The 19,556-nt window shown below is 72.9% G+C and carries 17 protein-coding genes; 9 read left to right on the top strand and 8 right to left on the bottom strand.

Annotated elements, in window-relative coordinates:
• Positions 1-7: 7 nt before the first annotated feature.
• Positions 8-1,180 carry a 3-hydroxy-9,10-secoandrosta-1,3,5(10)-triene-9,17-dione monooxygenase oxygenase subunit gene (gene hsaA, locus ACILRH_RS08590; protein WP_395692411.1) on the bottom strand — a complete coding sequence of 391 codons (1,173 nt, stop codon included), beginning with the start codon at positions 1,178-1,180 and terminating at the stop codon, positions 8-10.
• 149 nt (positions 1,181-1,329) lie between these two features.
• On the opposite strand from hsaA, the gene ACILRH_RS08585 reads away from it, so the two are divergent.
• Positions 1,330-2,694 (top strand): flavin monoamine oxidase family protein, encoded by a 1,365-nt coding sequence (locus tag ACILRH_RS08585; protein WP_395692409.1) that lies wholly within the window; start codon positions 1,330-1,332, stop codon positions 2,692-2,694.
• A gap of 9 nt (positions 2,695-2,703) precedes the next feature.
• Here the strand turns inward: ACILRH_RS08585 and rocD are convergent, their stop codons facing one another.
• From rocD to ACILRH_RS08565, 4 genes are all read right to left on the bottom strand, one after another.
• Entirely contained in the window at positions 2,704-3,924 is a 1,221-nt protein-coding gene (rocD, locus tag ACILRH_RS08580) for an ornithine--oxo-acid transaminase (protein ID WP_395692407.1), read from the bottom strand.
• 169 nt (positions 3,925-4,093) lie between these two features.
• Positions 4,094-5,095 carry a cytochrome c oxidase assembly protein gene (locus ACILRH_RS08575; RefSeq protein ID WP_395692896.1) on the bottom strand — a complete coding sequence of 334 codons (1,002 nt, stop codon included), beginning with the start codon at positions 5,093-5,095 and terminating at the stop codon, positions 4,094-4,096.
• Positions 5,096-5,254: 159 nt separating this feature from the next.
• Entirely contained in the window at positions 5,255-6,583 is a 1,329-nt protein-coding gene (locus ACILRH_RS08570; RefSeq protein WP_395692405.1) for a hypothetical protein, read from the bottom strand.
• 114 nt (positions 6,584-6,697) lie between these two features.
• Entirely contained in the window at positions 6,698-7,309 is a 612-nt protein-coding gene (locus ACILRH_RS08565; protein ID WP_395692404.1) for a hypothetical protein, read from the bottom strand.
• 159 nt (positions 7,310-7,468) lie between these two features.
• Between ACILRH_RS08565 and ACILRH_RS08560 the strand changes: the two genes are divergently transcribed.
• Genes ACILRH_RS08560 through ACILRH_RS08545 form a run of 4 tightly spaced genes read left to right on the top strand, consistent with a single transcriptional unit; the run spans position 7,469 to position 11,635 of the window.
• Positions 7,469-8,725 (top strand): cytochrome P450, encoded by a 1,257-nt coding sequence (locus ACILRH_RS08560; protein WP_395692402.1) that lies wholly within the window; start codon positions 7,469-7,471, stop codon positions 8,723-8,725.
• Between the two features lie 32 nt (positions 8,726-8,757).
• The gene (locus ACILRH_RS08555; RefSeq protein ID WP_395692400.1) at positions 8,758-9,744 is read left to right on the top strand and encodes a PDR/VanB family oxidoreductase; all 987 of its coding nucleotides are present in this window, start codon (positions 8,758-8,760) and stop codon (positions 9,742-9,744) included.
• Between the two features lie 13 nt (positions 9,745-9,757).
• Positions 9,758-10,804, top strand: a complete 1,047-nt coding sequence (locus ACILRH_RS08550) for a Rieske 2Fe-2S domain-containing protein (RefSeq protein WP_395692398.1) — start codon at positions 9,758-9,760, stop codon at positions 10,802-10,804.
• Between the two features lie 30 nt (positions 10,805-10,834).
• Positions 10,835-11,635, top strand: a complete 801-nt coding sequence (locus tag ACILRH_RS08545; protein ID WP_395692397.1) for an acetoacetate decarboxylase family protein — start codon at positions 10,835-10,837, stop codon at positions 11,633-11,635.
• Positions 11,636-11,780: 145 nt separating this feature from the next.
• Here ACILRH_RS08545 and ACILRH_RS08540 read toward each other — a convergent pair whose 3' ends face one another.
• Both ACILRH_RS08540 and ACILRH_RS08535 read right to left on the bottom strand, forming a co-directional pair.
• On the bottom strand, positions 11,781-13,202 hold the full coding sequence (locus ACILRH_RS08540; RefSeq protein ID WP_395692395.1) for a pyridoxal phosphate-dependent decarboxylase family protein: 1,422 nt from the start codon (positions 13,200-13,202) through the stop codon (positions 11,781-11,783).
• A gap of 10 nt (positions 13,203-13,212) precedes the next feature.
• The gene (locus ACILRH_RS08535; protein WP_395692393.1) at positions 13,213-14,553 is read right to left on the bottom strand and encodes a glutamine synthetase family protein; all 1,341 of its coding nucleotides are present in this window, start codon (positions 14,551-14,553) and stop codon (positions 13,213-13,215) included.
• 133 nt (positions 14,554-14,686) lie between these two features.
• Between ACILRH_RS08535 and ACILRH_RS08530 the strand changes: the two genes are divergently transcribed.
• Together ACILRH_RS08530 and ACILRH_RS08525 are read left to right on the top strand one after the other, a co-directional pair.
• A complete protein-coding gene (locus tag ACILRH_RS08530) occupies positions 14,687-15,418 on the top strand; it encodes a type 1 glutamine amidotransferase (RefSeq protein ID WP_395692392.1) in 732 nt (243 codons plus the stop codon).
• Between the two features lie 9 nt (positions 15,419-15,427).
• Positions 15,428-16,087 carry a MarR family winged helix-turn-helix transcriptional regulator gene (locus ACILRH_RS08525; RefSeq protein ID WP_395692390.1) on the top strand — a complete coding sequence of 220 codons (660 nt, stop codon included), beginning with the start codon at positions 15,428-15,430 and terminating at the stop codon, positions 16,085-16,087.
• A gap of 234 nt (positions 16,088-16,321) precedes the next feature.
• Here ACILRH_RS08525 and ACILRH_RS08520 read toward each other — a convergent pair whose 3' ends face one another.
• The gene (locus tag ACILRH_RS08520; RefSeq protein WP_395692388.1) at positions 16,322-17,032 is read right to left on the bottom strand and encodes a gamma-glutamyl-gamma-aminobutyrate hydrolase family protein; all 711 of its coding nucleotides are present in this window, start codon (positions 17,030-17,032) and stop codon (positions 16,322-16,324) included.
• A 90-nt stretch (positions 17,033-17,122) separates the two neighbouring features.
• Here ACILRH_RS08520 and ACILRH_RS08515 point away from each other — a divergent pair, with 90 nt between their 5' ends.
• Both ACILRH_RS08515 and ACILRH_RS08510 read left to right on the top strand, forming a co-directional pair.
• Positions 17,123-18,592 carry an aldehyde dehydrogenase family protein gene (locus ACILRH_RS08515; protein ID WP_395692386.1) on the top strand — a complete coding sequence of 490 codons (1,470 nt, stop codon included), beginning with the start codon at positions 17,123-17,125 and terminating at the stop codon, positions 18,590-18,592.
• Position 18,593: 1 nt separating this feature from the next.
• Positions 18,594-19,544, top strand: a complete 951-nt coding sequence (locus tag ACILRH_RS08510; protein ID WP_395692384.1) for a catechol 1,2-dioxygenase — start codon at positions 18,594-18,596, stop codon at positions 19,542-19,544.
• Positions 19,545-19,556: the final 12 nt, after the last annotated feature.

Genomic DNA, 19,556 nt, shown 5'->3' with positions numbered 1-19,556 from the left:
GCCCCCATCAGTACATCCCCGGCGCGATCTTCTGGCCGACCTCGGCCGCGCCGTACATCCGCAGCGCGCGGTCCGGGTCGTTGGCCGCGTGCACCCGGCCCGCATGGGCGTCGCGCCAGGCGCGTTGCAGGTGGCCGCTGCGGGCCAGGGCCCGGGCTCCCGCGCTGTCGAACATCAGGTCGATCGCCTCGATCGCCCGCTCGGTCCCGACGACCTGGTCGCGCCGCACCTTCAGGCGCAGGGCGAGCGGGATCTGCTCACCGCGTGCCACGCAGGCCTGGAGCTCACGCAGGTTCTGGGTGAGCAGCGCCCAGGCCGCGTCGACCTCGGAGGCCGCGCGGGCGATCCGCACGTGGGAGAACGGGTCCTCCGCCGCGCGCTCGCCGACGTACGCGGCGCGCACCCGTTCGCGCTGGGTGGCGACGTGCTCGGCGTACGCGCCGTACGCCATGCCGATGATCGGCGTGGTGATCGCGGAGGTGAACAGGGAGTGGAACGGCAGCTTGTAGAGGTCTCCGTCGTTGACCGCCTGGCCCGGACCCTCGCACCGCCCGGTCTCGGTCATCGACAGCGTGTGGTCCGCCGGCACGAACGCGCCCGGGACGACGATGTCGTGGGAGCCGGTGCCGGCGAGCCCGACGGTGTCCCAGGTGTCCTCGACCAGGTAGTCGCGGCGCGGCAGCAGGAACGTGCGGAAGTCCACCATCCGGCCGTCGTCGTCGGTCACCAGCGCGCCCAGCAGCACCCACTGCGCATGGTCGCACCCCGAGGAGAACGACCAGCGCCCGCTGACCTGGTAGCCGCCGTCGACGACGGTGGCCTCGCCGGTCGGCGCGTACGACGAGGAGACGAGCGTCCCCGCGTCGGCACCGTAGACGGCCTGCTGGGCCGGGTCGGGGAAGAGTGCCAGCTGCCAGGCGTGCACCGCCAGCACCGATGCGACCCAGCCGGTCGAGGCGTCGGCCGACGCGATCAGCCGGATGCCCTCGTAGAAGTCGAGCGGGTCGCCCTCGAGGCCGTCGTAGCGGCGCGCCTGCAGGATCCGGAGGAAGCCGGTCGCCGCCAGCTCCTTGACCGACACCGCCGGGACGCAGCGGTCGACCTCGGTCTCCGCGGCCCGCTCGCGGAACGACGGGAGCAGGTCGCGGACGTGGTCCAGGACGGGTGCGGTGGCCGGCATGGGTCCTCCTCGGGGCGGGCGCCTCCCCGAGGCTAGAACGTGTTCTATTTCCCGGCGGAGGGCGAGAGGTCCCGCTGCGCCGGGCCTTGGGTCCCGAGCTCGACGGGCCCTCTGGCCGCCGTCGCACCATCACCGCGATGCTGGTGCCCATGAGCCCTCCGACCTCCCGACGTGCCGTCCTGCACGGTGGCGCCGCGGCCGCCGTGGCCACCCTCGCGGCGCCCGCGCGTGCCGCCGCCCGTCGTCGCGTGCTGGTGGTCGGCGCCGGCATGGCCGGGCTCGCCACGGCGTCGTGGCTGCACCGCCGCGGCCACGCGGTCACCGTGGTGGAGGCGCGCGAGCGCCTCGGCGGCCGGACCCACACCTCCACCGGGCTGGGCGTCCCCCTCGACCTCGGGGCGAGCTGGATCCACGGCTCTCACGGCAACCCGTTCACCCCGATCGCCCGGCGGCACGGATTCGCCACGGTGCCGACCGACTACGACAGCGAGGTCATCGTGGGCGCGGACGGCCGGGAGATCGGCCGTCGCCGCGAGGTGCGGGTCTACGACGACCTCGACCTGCTCTACCGCGCGATCGCCCGCGCCCAGCGACGCCGGCCCCGGGACGAGCCGCTGGCCCGCTTCGTCGACCGGTTCCTGGCGCAGCAGCGGTGGGACGCGGCGCGCGCGCACGACCTCCGGTTCGCGGTGAACACCGAGATCGAGCACGAGTGGGGCGGCAGCACCTCCGACCTGTCGCTGTGGTGGTTCGACGCCGACGGCGCGTTCCCCGGCCCGGACCTGCTGCTGCGCGGCGGCTACGTGCAGCTCGTGGAGCTGTTCGCCGCGGGCCTCGACGTCCGTCTCGGCGAGGTCGTGCGGGAGGTCCGGCACTCCTCGCACGGGGTGCGCGTGCGCACCGAGCAGACGACGTACGCCGCCGACGTCGCGGTGGTCACGGTTCCGCTCGGCGTCCTGAAGCAGGGGGACGTGACCTTCTCCCCCGCGCTCCCCGCTCGCAAGCAGCAGGCGATCGACCGGCTGGGCATGGGCGTGCTGGACAAGTGCTTCCTGCGCTTCCCCCGCGTCTTCTGGGACCGTCGGTTCCAGCTGATCGGCCACATCGGGGCGCGCACCGGGCGCTGGCCGGAGTGGTACGACATGGAGCGGGTCGTCGGGGCGCCGGTCCTGCTGGGGTTCAACGCCGGCGACTACGGTCTCGCGCTGGAGCGCCGCAGCGACCGCGAGGTGGTCGCCGACGCGCTGTCGGTGCTGCGCACGATCTTCGGCCGGTCGGTCCCCGACCCCACCGGCGCGCTCGTCACGCGGTGGGGCCGCGACCGCTACGCGCTCGGCTCCTACTCGCACCTGCCGCCGGGATCCTCCCCGGCCGACCACGACACCCTGGCCGAGCCGGTCGGCCGTCACCTGGTGTTCGCCGGCGAGGCGACCCACCGGCGCTTCCCCGCCACGGCGCACGGCGCCTACCTGTCGGGGCTGCGCGCCGCTCGCCAGGTGGCCGGCGCGGCCTGAGCGGTCGCCTCAGCCGGCGGCGGCGACCAGGTCGCCGACGGCCCCGCGCACCTGCTCGAGCCCCCACTCCAGGTCGGCGCGGTCGATGGTCAGCGGCGGGGAGACGCGGATCGTCGAGCCGTGGGTGTCCTTGACCAGCACGCCGCGGCCCACGAGGGCCTCGCAGAGGTCGCGGCCAGTGCCGAGCGCCGGGTCGAGGTCCAGCCCGGCCCACAGGCCGCGCACGCGCAGCCCGACCAGGCCGTGCCCGAGCAACGGCGCCAGCCCGTCGCGCAGCACCGGCTCCAGGTCGCGGGCCCGCTGCTGCGGCTCCCCGGTCGCGAGCAGCCGGATCACCTCACGTCCGACGGCGACCGCCAAGGCATTGCCGCCGAAGGTGCTGCCGTGGCTGCCCGGGTCGAGCACGCCGAGCACGTCGCCGTCGGCGACGACCGCCGACAGCGGCACGATGCCACCGCCGAGCGCCTTGCCGAGCACGTAGACGTCGGGGACGACGCCCTCGAGGTCGCAGGCGAACGTCTCGCCTGTGCGGCCGAGACCGGACTGCACCTCGTCGGCGACCATCAGCACCCGGTGCTCGGTGCAGATCCGGCGCACCTCGGCCAGGTAGCCCTCGGGCGGCAGGACGACGCCGGCCTCGCCTTGGACCGGCTCGACGAGCACGGCGACCGTGGTCTCGTCGATCGCGGACTCCAGGGCTGCCGCGTCGCCGTACCCGACCACCCGGAAGCCGGGCGTGTAGGGCCCGTAGTGGTCGTGCGCCACCGGGTCCCCGGAGAAGCTGATGATGCTGATCGTGCGACCGTGGAAGTTGCCGTCCATCACGACGACGGTGGCCTGCTCGTCGGGCACGCCCTTGACCTCGTAGCCCCAGCGCCGCGCGACCTTGAGCGCCGTCTCGACGGCCTCGGCGCCGGAGTTCATCGGCAGCACCATCTCCTTGCCGGCGAGCTCGGCGAGCTCGGCGCAGAACGGACCCAGGAGGTCGTGGTGGAAGGCGCGGCTCGTCAGCGTCAGGCGGTCCAGCTGCTCGTGCGCCGCGCGCACGAGGTCGGGGTGGCGGTGGCCGAAGTTGAGGGCCGAGTACGCCGCCAGGAAGTCGAGGTAGCGGTGGCCCTCGTCGTCCCAGACCCAGGCGCCCTCGCCGTGCGAGACGGTCACCGGCAGCGGGTGGTAGTTGTGCGCGCCGTGGACGTCCTCGAGCTCGATCGGGGTGGCGGTGACGGACATCGGGGTCCCTCCAGGTCGTCAGGCGCGCGACGTCCCGGCCCCGAGCACGGGCGTCGACGCACCGTGCGGTCGCGTGTCAGACAATCCCACGGTAGCGCCACCCGACCCCCGCCACCGCTGCGGGCATCAGACCGGGCACGGCCGGGGACCGTGCTCCTCCTGGGCGGCGTCAGGGCCGCTGACCAGGCTCCTGGGCCGACCCGTCGAGCCGGCGCAGCATCCGGTTGTAGGCCTCGAGTGCGGCGTCGTCGTCGTCGATCGTCGCGCTCGTCGACCGCTCCGCCTCGGTCCCGACGTGCTCGTAGAACGCCTGGGTGCGGGCCGAGTCCAGCCACGAGCCGAGGAACTGGTCGCGCCCGTGGCCGAGGAGCAGCGCGACGACGATCCCCACCGCCAGCACCATCATCAGGCCGTCCCCGCCGACCCACATGAGCGAGCCCGCGACGTCGATGTCGTCCAGCGGCGCCATCGTCCACGCCGGTCGCATCATCATGTAGTCGGGGAACGGCACGGTGGTGGCCTGCATGAGGACCAGCCCGACCAGGGTGTCCGGGATCATCGCGGCGATGAGGATGATGATCCGGAACAGGTAGGGCGTGTGCCAGCGGATCGGCTCGTCGCCGATCGTGCCCACCAGCAGCATCCAGCCGGCCACGACGTACGCCACCTGCTCGGCCGGCATCAGCCAGGGGTGCACCATCATCTGGTCCATGAACGACGTCATGTGGGTGTAGAAGATCACCGACGAGTAGACCAGCAGCCCGACCAGGGGGTGCGTGAGCACCGCGACGGGACCGTGCTGCACGACCCGGTCGAAGCGGGCCTGCCACCGCTCGTCGCCGGCGGCACGCACGACGGTCAGCGGGCTGCCGAGCACCAGCAGTGCCGGCACCACCATGATCAGCGTCAGGTGCTCGACCATGTGCACCCAGAACAGCGCCATCGCGTAGCCGTCGATCGCCGAGGCGGTGCACCAGGCGAGCACCAGCAGGGCGCCGTAGAAGCAGGCCACCCGCGCCGGGTGCACCGGCATGCCCGCGCGACCGCGCGCACGGCGCAGCGCGACCAGGTAGCCGACGCCGGCCAGCACGCAGAAGAGCAGCCACCCGAGGTTCAGGTGCCAGGTGTGCCAGAACGCATGCCACCCGAAGGGTGGGAGGTCGGGCATCATGTGCACGCCGTCAACCTCCGCATGTCCGGTCTCCCGGCCCCGCGACGCCGGCCTGTTGCTCGAACTCTAGGCCGACCTGTCGTCGCTCCGGCGCCGGGGTCCCCGACCACGTCGGGTCGGCTACTCCCGGCGCCGCGACCGACGCCGCGGGACCGAGCGTCACCGGTCTGACAGCACGCGCATCCGCAGCGGGCGCTCCTCCTGCTCCCACAGCAGGGCCACGTCACCGCTCGGCGTCACCTGGACCGCGAGGTCCTCGAGGACGTCGACCTGACCGACATCGGCCTGCACCGTGGTCGTGGCCTGCCAGCCCCGACCAGCGGCCTGGTAGCGGCCCCAGATCCCGTAGTTGTCGTGCCAGCCGGCGAACAGGTCGCCGCGGGCGTCCACCCCGGCGACCACTCCGGCGGGCTGGTGCTCGGGGACGACGAGGGTCGTCGGCCCGCTCCAGCGGCCACCGGGGGCCCGGCGTACGGCGTCGACGCGGTCGGGGCGCACCAGGTAGGTCACCAGCACGGCACCGCGCGCGCTGATCGCCGCGGCCCAGTCCTGCACCCGGAGGTCCGGAGGCGTCACCGCGTCCGGCGGCGCCCAGGTGCCTGCGGCGCCACGGTGGGCGACGAGCACCCGGCCGCGGGACAGCAGCGCCACGAAGAGCACCCCGTCCGCGCGGACGCCGATCGCCCCGACGGCACCGAGCGCGACCCGCTCGGCGGGTCGCCAGCCCGAGGCCGCGCGCGACCGGACCACGACCCGCTCCCGGCCCCTCGTGGGGGCCCAGGTGTAGGCCACCGAGGCGGTGCCGTCACGGGCCACGACGGCATGCACGTCGATCGCCTGGCCCGGGCCGTTGGTCAGGGTCTGCACCCGCCCCCAGGCACCGCTCCCGGTCCGGTAGACCACGTCGACGCGGAAGGGGACCTCCCGGTCCCAGCTGCCGGACCGCCACGTCACCAGGGTGGCTCCCGACGGGCTCGTCGCGATGTCGAGACCCGTGGCCCCGTAGGTGGACGCACCGTCGGGGTAGCCGGGTGCGGCGCGGTCCGTCGAGACGTGGACCGGCCGGGTCCACGGCCCTCCCGCCGGTTTGCGCGCGACCCACACACCGGTCGTCCAGCCGGCCCTGTCCCGGCACCAGGTGACCGTCAGGTCGCCGCCGGCGTCGCTCGCGACGACGGGTGCGTAGCCGACACCGAGCGTCACGGGCGCCCGCCACCGGCCGTCGGAGGTGCGCTGCGCCACCTTCACCCGCTCGGGCCACCCGCGCTGGGAACCCCAGGCCACGGTGACGACGTCGTGCGGACCGACGGTCACCGACTGGCCGCGCGGGTCACGCTCGAAGCGGTGGACCGGCCCCCAGGTGGCCGCTCCTGCCGAGGAGACCACCCGGGGGGTCGCCGCCGTTCCGGCACGGGCGACCTGGACGGCCTGGGTGGACATGGTCAAGGACAGCGCCGTCAGCAACAGCGCCCACGATCGAACGGACATCCCGAAACCTCTCCGTGCGGCGGTGACGGCGTTGTCACCACCTCCTTCGAGGCTCCCGCCAGGTCGTCCCCCTCACCAGAGGAGGTCGCCCCCGATGATCAGGGGTACTTCGTCCTAGCCGCGCGGGCGGGTCTTCCCGCGGTTCTTGTACAGCTCGACCAGCATCGCGGTCACCTTCGCCTTCGTCGGCAGCACCGCGGTCCGCGTGTACTGCTGGTTCTTGCACGAGGGACCACCGTCGTTGACGATCACGTAGGTGAAGCGGAACCGCCACCCGGCCTGGTAGATCCGCATCCGGGAGATCTTCCCGGAGGGCAGGCTGACCGACTGCGACCAGGTCTTGGTCTGGGAGTTGCCGGTCGTGCTGCTGCGGTTCCACTGGTGGTTGTACTTCGTGCTCACGTTGGCGACGCCGAAGTTGAGCCCTCCTCCGGCCTCGGCCGTGTCCGCCGAGCCCTCGGTCTTCGAGGTCTGGGCACCGTCGGACTCCGAGTAGCCCTGCTGGCCGCCCTGCTGCCAGCCGCTGCGGTTGCTGGGCGAGCTGAAGTGGTTGCTCGTCGGGATCCAGACGGCGGCGCCGCGCTCGGTGCTCTTGACGAACGCGTGGTCGTGGAAGCAGATCCGGGCCGAGGCCGAGTCGACCGTGGCACCGACCGCGAGCGGGGTGAGCGCACCCGCGGCCAGCGTGGCGGCGGCGAGCAGACGAGAGGAGCGTGCGTGGGCCATGGGGCCGACCTTCCCGAGAAAGATGCGAGGACTGGTGCGCACCTCGTTCCCCTGACCGCGGATCGCAAACCCACCCCTTGACGCGCCCTACCCCGGCCGTTACGTTCGGATCCAAACGAACTGCGCAACGGAGCCGCTCGGAGCAGCAAGGAGCCTCGCATGGAACCCACTCCCGTCCCGCTCGACGAGGTCGACCTGGCGGACCTCGACGTGTTCGTGGAGAACCGCGCATGGGGCATGTTCGACACCCTGCGGCGCGAGGACCCCGTGCACTGGTGCGAGGAGCACGACGGGGGCTCGGGCTTCTGGGCGATCACGCGCTACGACGACATCGAGAAGGTCGACAAGGACCCCGAGACGTTCACGTCGATGAACTTCACCAACCTCGAGGAGCCGCCGCCCGAGCACCAGGAGCGTCGTCGTTCCATCCTGGAGACCGACGGACCCCGGCATCTGGCGCTGCGCAAGCTCCTCATGCGCGACTTCAGCGTCGCGCAGCTGCGCCGCTACGAGGACTTCCTGCGCGGGCTCGCCAGCTCGACCGTCGACGCCGCCCTCCAGCAGGAGGAGATGGACTTCGTCGACGCCATCGCCGCCGACTACCCGATCGCGGTCCTGGCCCGGCTGCTGGACACCCCCGAGGAGATGACGCCCCAGCTGATCGCGTGGGGCAACGAGATCGTCGGCTTCTCCGACCCCGAGTACGCCCGGGTGCTGGTCAACTCCGAGGAGGCGCAGAAGTACCGCCACCTGCCCTTCAGCTCCCCGGTGTCACTGGAGATCTTCGAGTACGGCCGCAAGCTCGCCGCCGAGCGCACGGGCGGCGACGCCGACGACCTGGTGAGCAAGCTGGTGAACCGGATCCCCGAGGACGGGGTCCCGCTCTCCCCCGAGCACTACGACAACTACTTCCTGCTGCTGGTCGTCGCCGGCAACGAGACCACCCGGCAGGCGATCAGCCACTCCATGAAGGCGCTCATCGACTACCCCGAGCAGCGGCAGTGGCTCCTGGAGAACCCCGACAAGATGCAGATCGCGATCGAGGAGCTGATCCGCTGGGCCTCGCCGGTCTACCACTTCCGGCGCACGGCCACGCGCGATGTCGAGATGCACGGCAAGACCATCAAGAAGGGCGACAAGGTCGTCATGTGGTTCGCCTCGGGCAACCGCGACGAGACCAAGTTCGACGACCCCTACGAGCTGCGCCTCGACCGGATGCCCAACGACCACATGACGTTCGGCAAGGGCCCGCACACGTGCATGGGCTCGAACCTGGCGCGCTTCGAGATGCGGATCATCTTCGAGACGCTGCTGCCGCGGATCGCCGAGATCGAGCAGACCGGCGAGATCCGGCGGGTCCGCAGCAACTTCGTCAACGGCATCAAGCAGTTCCCGCTCCGCATCGTCAGCAAGTAGCCGCGCCGATGACTCAGCCGATGACCCAGCCGATGACAGAGTCCACCACCGCAACCCGCACCACGCTCCGCGAGCACGAGGGCGACCTGGTCGTCGAGGCGGTCGACCGGGTCGCCGACGACGTCGTCGCGCTGACCCTCGTCGATCCCGACGGCGACGCGCTGCCGCCCTGGACGCCCGGCGCCCACGTCGACCTGATCCTCGGCGACGGGCTGGTGCGGCAGTACTCGCTGTGCAGCGACCCGGCCGACAGCCGGGTCATCCGCGTGGGGGTGCTCAAGGCGCCCGACAGCCGCGGCGGCTCGGCGTACGTCCACGACCAGCTGGCCGTCGGCAGCACCGTGCGGGTGCGCGGCCCGCGCAACCACTTCTCGTTCGTGGCGTCGCCGCGCTACGTCTTCCTCGCCGGCGGGATCGGCATCACCCCGCTGCTGCCGATGATGGCGGAGGCCGAGGCGGCCGGTGCGGACTGGCACCTCTGGTACGGCGGTCGCACCCGGTCGTCGATGGGGTTCGTCGACGAGCTCGCGGCGTACGGCGAGAAGGTCACCCTGGTCCCGCAGGACGAGGCCGGCCTCCTCGACCTCGCGACGGTCCTCGGCGAGCCGCGCGCGGACACCCTGGTCTACGTCTGCGGGCCCGAGGGGCTCCTGGGCGCCGTCGAGGCCGTCTGCGAGACCGGCTGGCCCCCCGGGGCGCTGCACCTGGAGCGGTTCGCGGCCAAGGAGACCGAGGCGCCCGCCGAGGGCGAGCGCTCCTTCGAGCTCGTGCTGGCCTCGTCCGGCATGACGCTCACCGTGCCGCCGGACCGGTCGGTCTTCGACGTGATCCAGGACGCCGGCATCCCGGTCCTCGGCTCCTGCCACGAGGGCATCTGCGGCACCTGCGAGCAGCTCGTCCTCGAGGGCGATGTCGACCACCGCGACTCCGTCCTGAACGAGGCCGAGCAGGCGGCGAACGACGCCATGATGGTCTGCGTGTCCCGGTGCCGTTCCGACCGCCTCGTCCTGGACCTGTGAGGAGGGCCCGCCGATGACGTCTCCCCGCAGAGCCTTCTCCTCCGCCGTCCCGAGCGACTGCTGGTACGCGCTCTCGTCCTCCGAGGACGTCGGCCGCGACCTCCTGTCCGTCCGCACCGTCGCCGGCCCCGTGGTCCTCTACCGGACCGAGGGCGGCGCGGTCGTCGCGCTGGAGGACCGGTGCGCCCACCGCCCCTACCCGCTCTCGGCGGGCAGCCTCGTCGGCGACCACGTCCGCTGCGGCCTGTGCGGCTTCGTGTACGACGCCGGCGGCCAGTGCGTGTCCGTGCCGACCCAGCCGCGGGTCCCCTTCGGCGCGTGCGTCACCGCCTATCCCGTGGACGAGCGCGACAGCGTGGTCTGGGTCTGGCTGGGCGAGCCGGGCCGGGCCCGCCTGCACCGGGTGCCCGACCTGCCCTGGCTCGCCGGCGCCGGGTGGGACACCGTCGGCGCGACGACGGAGGTCGCCGCCGGCCTCCTGCTGCTGCACGAGAACTTCGCCGACGTCACCCAGGTCCCCTTCGTCGCGCCCGAGATCGCCCCGGCGGTGCTCGACGGCGCTCCCCCGCCCCTGGACGTCGTGGTCACCGAGACCACCGTCGAGCTGCGCCGCCGCTTCCCACCGGCCCCGATGCCGGCGTGGCAGGCGGCGATGACCGGCAGCGGGGGCCGCGAGCTCGCGACGATCCAGGAGGGCTACTTCGTCTCCCCCGCCCTGTGGGTCGACCACTGGGACGTCGCCGACGACGACGGCGTGGTCGCCCGGCTGCGCTTCACCCACCTGATCACCCCGGTGGACGAGGGTCGCAGCCGCCTGCACTGGCGGGTCAGCCGCGACTTCGCCCTCGGCGACGCGGACGCGGACGAGCAGATGCGCACCATGTTCGCCGACTACTACGCGCGGGTGCGGACGGCGATGGAGCTCACCCAGCGGGTGATCGACACCGACGGCCCCGGACCCGAGGTCAACGTCGGCGCCGACGTCGCCGGCCTCCGGGTGCGCGAGATCGTCCTTGCCATGCTGGCCGACGAGGGCGTCGTGCCGGCGACCCGCGCCTGACCCGCTCACCACCGACGACAGGAGCCTCCCGTGCCCGAGCTCAAGGGCTTCGCCCCGCCGTTCACCGAGAGCGGACGCAGCGCGCTCATCCCCCACCCGCCGTGGTTCTACAGCGGCGACCTGCTGACCGTTGAGTACCGCACCGACGTCGAGCGGGTCCGGGCGATCCTGCCGGACGACGTCGAGCTCGCCGAGGAGGATCCCGGTGCCGTGGCCTTCATCTGGGCCGACTGGCAGTCCTGCTCCGACGGCGGCGCCGAGCTGCTCGACCCCGCGCGGTCGCAGTACAAGGAGGCGTTCGCGGTCGTGCGGTGCCGCTACGAGGGCGTGACCTACTCGCGGTGCGTGCTGATCTGGGTCACCACCGACTTCGCGATCGCCCGCGGCGTCTACCAGGGCTATCCCAAGAAGCTCGGCTCGATCCACCAGACCCGGCCGATGCCCTTCGGCAAGGCGGCGCCGCGCATCGAGGCCGGCGGCCGCTTCGGCGCCACCCTGGCGGCGTACGACCACCGCCTGGCGCAGGCCACGATCACCCTCACCGGGCCCAGCGACACCAACGGGTTCGTCAACGCGCTGCCGATGCTCCACCACCGCCAGGTCCGCCCGATCGAGCGGGGCGCCGACGGGTGGTCCCTGGACGAGGTGCTCACGATGAGCGGCGTGGGCTTCGAGGCGGGGCAGGCCTGGAAGGCCGACGCCACCCTCGAGCTCTTCGACTCCCCGTGGGACGACGTGGCCTCCACGCTGCCGGTGCGCGAGGTCATCAGCGGCTACCACGTGCAGGTCGGCACCAGCTGGGACGGCGGCACGACGCTCGCCCACCGCTGAGCCTGGCCCTCCGGGCCGGCGGTGCGTGAGCCACCGGCTCGCCGCCCGCATCGGTGTCCGGCTCACCGCCCACCCGCGCCCACCCCGGCCGGCGGTGACTCATCCACCCTTCGACCACTCGATTCGGTGGCCAGCTCACCGCCGGTCAGCCGGCGTCCAGCTCCCGCCCCAGCTCGTCGGCGAGGTCGACCAGCGCCTCGACGTCGGCGAGCGTGGTGCGGAAGTTGACCACGCACGGACGCAGGTAGGTCACCCCGTCGATGACGGCACTGGTCACGTAGACCCGGCCGTCCTCCTGCAGGGCCCGGGCCAGGCGCCGGTTGTGGGCGTCGGGGTCGCCCGTGGCGGGCAGCCGCCGGAAGGGCACGGTCGACAGCTCGGGAGCGCCGTCGAGCAGCTCGAGCCCCGGCCGCTCCCGCACCAGCTCGGCCAGGTCCCGGGCCAGCCCGATCGTGGTCGTGATCGACCGGCGGAACGACACGGCGCCGTGGGCGCGCAGGGCGGTCCAGAGCTTGAGCGAGCGGAACGGGCGGGAGTACTCCATGGTGCCGTCGACGGGGTGGACGTAGCCCTCCTCCTCGACCATGTACGCCGCGTCGTGGCGGAAGGCGTCCCGCAGCGTGGCCGGGTCGCGGACCAGGAGGATCCCGCACGCCTTGGGCACGAACAGCCACTTGTGTGCGTCGACCGATGCCGAGTCGGCGCGGTCGAGGCCCGCGAAGAGCCGGCCGGCCGGCTCGCTGCACGCCGCCGGCAGCCCGTAGGCGCCGTCGACGTGGAGCCAGGCGCCCGTGCCGTCGACCACGTCGGCGATCGCGCCGATCGGGTCGACGCTGCCGGTCAGCGTCGTCCCCGCGGTGGCGACCACGGCCATCGGCGTCACGCCGGCGGCCCGGTCGGCGGCGATCGCCGCGGCCAGCGCAGACGCGTCCATCCGCCGCCGGCCGTCGATGGGCACGTCGCGCAGCGCGTCGCTCCCGAGCCCGAGGACCTCGACGGCCCGCGCGACGCTCGAGTGCGCCTCGGCGCTCGCGTAGACCGCGGCCCGGGTCCCCGCCATCCCCGCGCGCCGGCTGTCGGGGAAGACCCGCGTCCGGGCGGCCATCAGGGCGGTCAGGTTGGAGACCATCCCGCCGCTGGTCACCGTGCCGCCCCCGGCCGGGTAGCCCACCAGCTCCGCCACCCAGTGCAGCGTCTGCTGCTCGACGAGGTACGCCGCCGCCGACTCGGCAGCGAGGTTGACGTCGTGGGAGATCGCGAGCGCGTCGGCCAGGACCGCCGACTCCAGGCCCGAGGAGCCGACGTACCCGAAGAAGCGCGGGCGCGACTGGGCCAGGCTCTCGTCCAGCACCCGGTCGGCCTCGTCGAGCGCGGCCCGCACGCCGATCCCCTGCTCGGGTAGCGGCGCCCGGAGGAGCGAGCGCCGCTCGGGGGAGATCGGCGGCTGGTGCGGTCGCGGCTCGTCGAAGGAGTGCCACGACCGCCGCAGCAGCTGCACGCCGTGCTCCAGCGCCTCGGCGCGCTCGTCGCGCAGGGAGAGCGGCCGCCCGGCCTCGGCGTCGGTCACGATCGCCGGCTCACAGGTGGTAGGCGTACTCGCGGAACTCCCAGTCGGTGACGAACCGGCTGAACCGCTCGACCTCGTTGCGCTTGTAGGTCAGGAACGACTCGACGAAGTAGCTGCCGACGACCTCGCCGAACTCGGTGTCGGCCTCGAGCGCGTCCAGCGCCTCGGGCAGCGACTGCGGCAGCATCGGCGCCGCCTCCGGGTCGTAGCCGTAGCCCTCGAGGGCCGCCTGCGGCTCCAGCTTGTCGCGCACGCCGAGGTAGGCCGCGGCGCAGACGCCGGCGATCGCCAGGTAGGGGTTGGCGGTGGCGTCACCGAGCCGCACCTCCATCCGGGAGCCGGGCCCGCGCTCGGGCGGGATCCGGACCATCGCGCTGCGGTTGTCCAGGCCCCAGTCGATCAGCCACGGCGCCAGGGTGTCGGGACCGAACCGCTTGTAGGAGTTGATGGTCGGGTTGAGGATCGCGGCGAGCGCGGGCGCGTGGGCGAGGACGCCGGCGATCGCGTGCCGGCCGACATCGGACAGCCCGTCCTGCCCGTCGGGGTCGCCGAAGACGTTGTCGCCGGCCTCGTCGACCAGCGAGACGTGGAGGTGGAAGCCGCTGCCGCCCTCGTCGTTGAAGGGCTTGGCCATGAAGGTCGCGAGCATGCCCTCGTAGCGGGCGATCTCCTGCACCGCGGACTTCATGCGGAACGCGCGGTCGGCGGCGTCGACCATCTCGGAGTGGTCCAGGTTGATCTCGAACTGGCCACCGCAGAACTCGTGGTTGGCGGCGGTGACGTGCAGATCGGCGTCGCGCAGGTGACGCAGCATCGTGAGCAGCACGCCCTTCGGGTCGCCCTTGCGGCCCACGACGTACACGTTGCCCGGCGCGTCGGCGTAGCGCCGCCAGCCCGGGGTGCCCTCGCACTCCTCGAGGAGGTAGAACTCCAGCTCCGGTCCGACGACCGCCCGCAGCCCGAGGCCACCCAGCATCGCGGAGACCCGGCGGGCCACGTCGCGGGGCGACTCCTCGGCCGGCCCACCGCCCTCGGCGTGGGTGTCGGCGAGGCACCACAGCGCGCCCGGCTCCCACGGCAGGTCGGTGAGGGTCGCGAGGTCCGGCACGGCCTTGATGTCCGGGAGCCCGGCCTCGATCCCGCCGGCGACCGGGACGACGTCGCCCATCGGGGTGGTGTGGTAGACCGCCCGGCAGAACGCGATCCCGTGGCCGAGGGCGCTCTCGAGCTCCTCGAGGAGGACGTCGCGCCCCCGGTCCACGCCGATCAGGTCGGGGTAGGACACGCGGATCACGTCGATGCCGCGCGACCGGAGGTCGTCGACGAGGGCGGCGATGTCAGCCTGGCTCATGGGGATCTCCCGGGTGTGCATCCGTGCTATCGTTCGGGACCGAACGATGGAGGCACTGTAATGGCCCCGCCAGGCGTTGGGAAGGGTCCTTCCGCCTGACCTCCGGCCCGTGGTGCCGGGGAAGGGAGCCCGGATGCGCGTCCTGTTCGTCCAGCACGACCACGTCTCGCCGGTCGGCACGATCGGCGACCAGCTCGCGGCGCACGGGTACGACGTCGAGGAGCTCCTCGTCGTGCCAGAGGACCGGTTCCACGACCCCGCGGTCAGCGTCACCTTCCCCGACCCCGAGGAGTACGACGCGCTCGTCCCGATGGGTGCGCCGTGGTCGGTCTACGACCACAGCACCATCGGCGCCTGGGTGCTGGAGGAGCTGACCTTCCTGCGCCGCGCGCACGAGGCCGGCGTCCCGGTGCTCGGCATCTGCTTCGGCGGGCAGGCGGTCGCGGCCGCCCTGGGCGGCTCCGTGGTCCGCGCCGAGGAGTCCGAGATCGGCTGGTACCCGATCGAGACCGACGACCCGGGCCTGGTCGGGGCCGGGCCCTGGTTCGAGTGGCACCACGACCGGTGGGTCGCGCCGCCCGGCGCCCGGGTGGTCGCCCGCACGCCGGCCGCCGAGCAGGCCTTCGTGCTCGGGCGCACCCTGGCCGTGCAGTTCCACCCCGAGCTGACGCCGCCCATGCTGGACGGCTGGCTGGCCAACGGCGGGCGGCAGTACATCGAGTCGCACGGGATCGACGTGGAGGAGCTGCGTGCTCGCACAGCCCACGAGGCGCCGGCGGCCGAAGAGCGCGCCCGTCGCCTGGTCGACGCGTTCGTGGCGCAGGTGGCCACCGCGGACCCCGGCGCCTCGGCCCGACCTGCCTAGGATGACGGCGTGCCCAGGCTCCCCCGCTCCGCCGACGACACCGCCCCCCTGCCGGGCGGCCACGGCGGGCCGCCGCACACCGACGAGTGCGACCCCGAGCGCTGCCCCTGCGACGACGCTGCCTGCTCACTGAGCCGCTACGCCCGCGCCGCGGCCGCCGCCGGGGACGCCGGGTCGGGCGAGTTCACGCTCGAGGCCACCGAGCAGGCCGTCGCCGACCGCCTCGACGGGATGGCTGTGGACATGGCGGCGATGACCGCGGTGTCGAACATCTACCGAGCGGCCAACGCGGTGCGCAACCACCTCGAGCGGACCGTGCTCGCCGAGCACGGACTGACCTGGACCGGCTGGGTGGTGCTCTGGGTGATCTGGATCTGGGGCGAGGTGGAGAGCCGGCACGTCGCCCACGAGGCGGGCATCTCCAAGGGCACCCTGACCGGGGTCCAGAAGACCCTGCAGGCCAAGGGGCTCGTGCACCGCGAGGTGCACCCGCAGGACGCCCGCCGCGTGCTCCTCTCGCTCACCGACGAGGGTCAGGCGCTGATGGCCGAGCTGTTCCCGGCGTTCAACGCCCAGGAGGTCTTCGTGACGCAGGCGCTGAGCGAGGAGGCCGTGCTGAGGATGGCCCGGTCGCTGCGGGCGGTCGTCAAGCAGGCCGAGGGCGCCTGAGCGCTCGACCTGCAAGGCCGCACCATCAGCGCATCGTCGGCCACTCGATGTCGGCCGTGGGACGTGCTGAGGTCGGCGCTGGTTGCTGCCACCTGCCACCCGATCGCGGCGAGCCGGTCAGGCTCTGCCTGACGTTGTCAGGGGTTGCAACCCCCGACAACGTCAGGCAACCCCTGACAACCCCGGATGAATCCCCGGCTGACCGGGGATTCATCCACTCCCCACGACCAACCCTCAGCGGGAGTGGGCGGCGTCGACGAGCGCGCGGAAGAGCGCCAGCTGGGCCGGGTCGGTGGTGACGGTGTCCTCGGGGTGCCACTGGACGGCGAGGAACCAGCCCGGTGCGTCGGTGAGCACCGCACCCTCGACGGTGCCGTCGGCCGCCCAGGCGACCGGCTCGAGCCCGGCGCCGAGCCGGCGGGCACGCTGGTGGTGGTAGCAGGACGCGGCGACGGTCGGGCCGACCACGCTCGCCAGCAGCGACCCCGGCTCGGTCGACACCGGGTGGACGACGTGGCGGTGCGGCTGCGGCATGTGCTGCTCGAGGTCCCCGCCGAGCGCGACGTTGACGACCTGCCAGCCCCGGCAGACCGCGAGCAGCGGGACGCCCCGCTCGACGGCCCAGCGGGCGACCGCGAGGTCGAAGGCGTCCTGCTCCGCGTCGACGTCGTAGACCTCGTCGCTGACGGGCGGCTCGCCGTACGTCGCGGGCGCCAGGTCGCCCCCGCCCGGCAGCAGCACCGCGTCGGCGAAGCCGAGGCGTCGGTCGAGGTCGGCCGCGGTCACCTGTCCCTCGGGCGCCCAGGGGTGCACGGCGAGCGGCTCTCCACCGGCGCGCAGGACGCCCTCGGAGAGGGTGCGCGCCGTGGTCAACGCCTGGTAGCGGTGGGCGGAGGCGGACGCCGAGAAGCGGGCCGGGACCACCACCAGGGGGTTGCCTGACATGTCTTGACGCCTCCGCCGCTCGGCAATACGTTTGTGTCCGAACGATATCGGTGTCCTGCACGCTTGACCAGACGAACGACCGGAGTCCCCATGAGCATCGTGACCGTCGCGGGCGTCGAGGTCGACACCCGCCACTGGATCGGCGGCGAGCGGGTCGCCGGCACCGGGACCTTCGAGGACGTCTCCCCGCTCGACGGGCAGGTGATCGCCGACGTCAGCCGGGGCGGCCAGACCGAGGTCGACGCCGCGGTCGCCGCCGCGAGGGCGGCGTTCGCCACCTGGTCGCGGACCACCCCGGAGGAGCGCGCCGACGTCCTGGGCCGGGTCGCCGACGGGGTCGAGGCGCGCATCGAGGACCTCGCCCAGGTGGAGACCCGCGACAACGGCTCGCTGCTGCGGTCGCACCGGCGCGGCGTGATGCCACGGGTGGCGATGAACATCCGGTTCTTCGCCGAGCACCTGCGCAGCCTGGCCCATCCCGACTTCGACACCCGCGGGCACCGCAACCACGTCACGTGGGACCCCGCCGGCGTGACGGCGATCGTCACCCCCTGGAACGCCCCCTTGATGCTCGCGACCTGGCGGATCGGCCCGGCCCTGGCGGCCGGCAACACCGTGGTCGCCAAGCCGCCGGAGTGGGCGCCGCTGACCGCCTCCCTCTTCGCCGACATCGCCCACGAGGCCGGACTGCCCGCCGGCGTCTTCAACGTCGTGCAGGGGCTCGGGGTCGAGGCCGGTGCGCCGCTCGTCGCGCACCCCGACGTACGACGGGTCTGCTTCACCGGCTCGGTCCCCACCTCGGTGAAGATCGGCGAGGCCGCCGCGCGCAACACCACCCCCGTCAGCTTCGAGCTCGGCGGCAAGTCCCCGCTGCTGGTCTTCGACGATGCAGACCTCGACCTGGCGGTCGACCTGGCCGTCGAGCAGTTCGACAACTCCGGGCAGGTCTGCCTGGCCGCGGTCCGGATGCTGGTGCAGGACGGCGTCTACGACGAGTTCCGCACCCGGTTCCTCGAGCGCGCCGCGCAGGTCCGGCAGGGCGACTCCCGCGACGAGTCGGTCGACATCGGCCCGCTGGTGAGCAAGGCGCACTTCGACCGGGTCGACGGCTTCGTCAAGCGGGCCGTCGCCGACGGGGCGCAGGTGATCCTCGGTGGTGGCCCCCACGACGAGCTCAACGCCGCCACCGGCGGCTTCTACTACCGGCCCACGGTCTTCGAGGGCGTCGACCGCACCCAGGAGATCACCTGCCAGGAGGTCTTCGGACCGGTGCTCACGCTCCAGCGCTTCACCTCCGAGGAGGAGGGCGTGACGATGGCCAACGACACCGACTACGGGCTGGCGGCGACCATCGTGACCGGCAGCCAGGAGCGGGCCGAGCGGGTCAGCGGCCTGGTCCGAGCCGGCACCGTGTGGGTCAACTGCTTCTTCGTCCGCGACCTGTCCGCGCCGTTCGGCGGCAGCGGCCGGTCGGGCATCGGTCGCGAGGGCGGCACCTGGTCCTTCGACTTCTACTGCGACGTGAAGAACACGGTTTTCGCACCGAGAGGATGGAACTGACATGGGCGAGGTCGTCGGCGCGGGTCTGCTCGCGCACGTCCCCACGATCATGCTTCCGCCGGAGACCCGGCTGGAGCTCAACGACGGCAAGGAGATCTCCCTGGTCCCCGGCCTCCATCAGCTGCGCGCGGACGTGTTCGAGACGCTCGACTACGACACCGTCGTCGTCCTGGACTCCCACTGGTTCACCACGGTCGAGTTCGTGGTGACCGCCCAGGACCGCCGGGCCGGGCTCTTCACCGCCGAGGAGCTCCCCCGCGGCATGTGTCGGATCCCCTACGACTGGCGCGGCGACCCCGAGCTGGCGTTCGCGATGGAGGACACCGGCAGGGAGCACAGCACGTGGGTCACCGCCATCGACGACCCGTACCTGCCGATGTACTACGCGACGCTCAACCTGTGGAAGTTCCTCGGCGAGGGCCTGGACAAGCGCTGGGTCTCGGTCAGCGTCGCGCAGACCGGTGACCGCGAGGACTTCCTGCGGGCCGGCCGCGCCGTCGGCGACGCGATCGCGCGCAGCGACCGCAAGGTCCTGCTGATCGCCTCCGGCGCGCTGTCCCACACCTTCCACAAGCTGCGCCACCTGCGCGACCACGAGGCGAGCGACCCCTCGCACATCCACAGCAAGGAGGCGTACGCCGCCGACCTGGACCGGATCGCCTGGTTCAAGGAGGGTGACCACGCCCGGGTGCTCGACACCATGGACGAGTTCATGCCGTTCCGGCCCGAGGCGATGTTCGCGCACTACCTGATGCTCGCGGGCGCCTGTGGCGAGTCGGACCTGCGCGCCACCGCGCGGCAGTACGGCGAGTACGAGAACTCGATCGGGACCGGCCAGGTCCACCTGTGGTTCGACCGGCCCGACGGCGGCTTCCCGGCGCCGCACCGGACGCCGGTGGACCCCGACTTCGTGCGCCAGAGCGGCGGCCCCGACCTGCCCGCGGCCGGCTGAGGGCGCCGCGAC

Source organism: Nocardioides sp. (assembly GCF_044226765.1).
Taxonomy (GTDB): Bacteria; Actinomycetota; Actinomycetes; order Propionibacteriales; family Nocardioidaceae; genus Nocardioides.
Note: the sequence above shows the minus strand (reverse complement) of the source record. Positions and strands in the feature narration are given on the sequence as shown.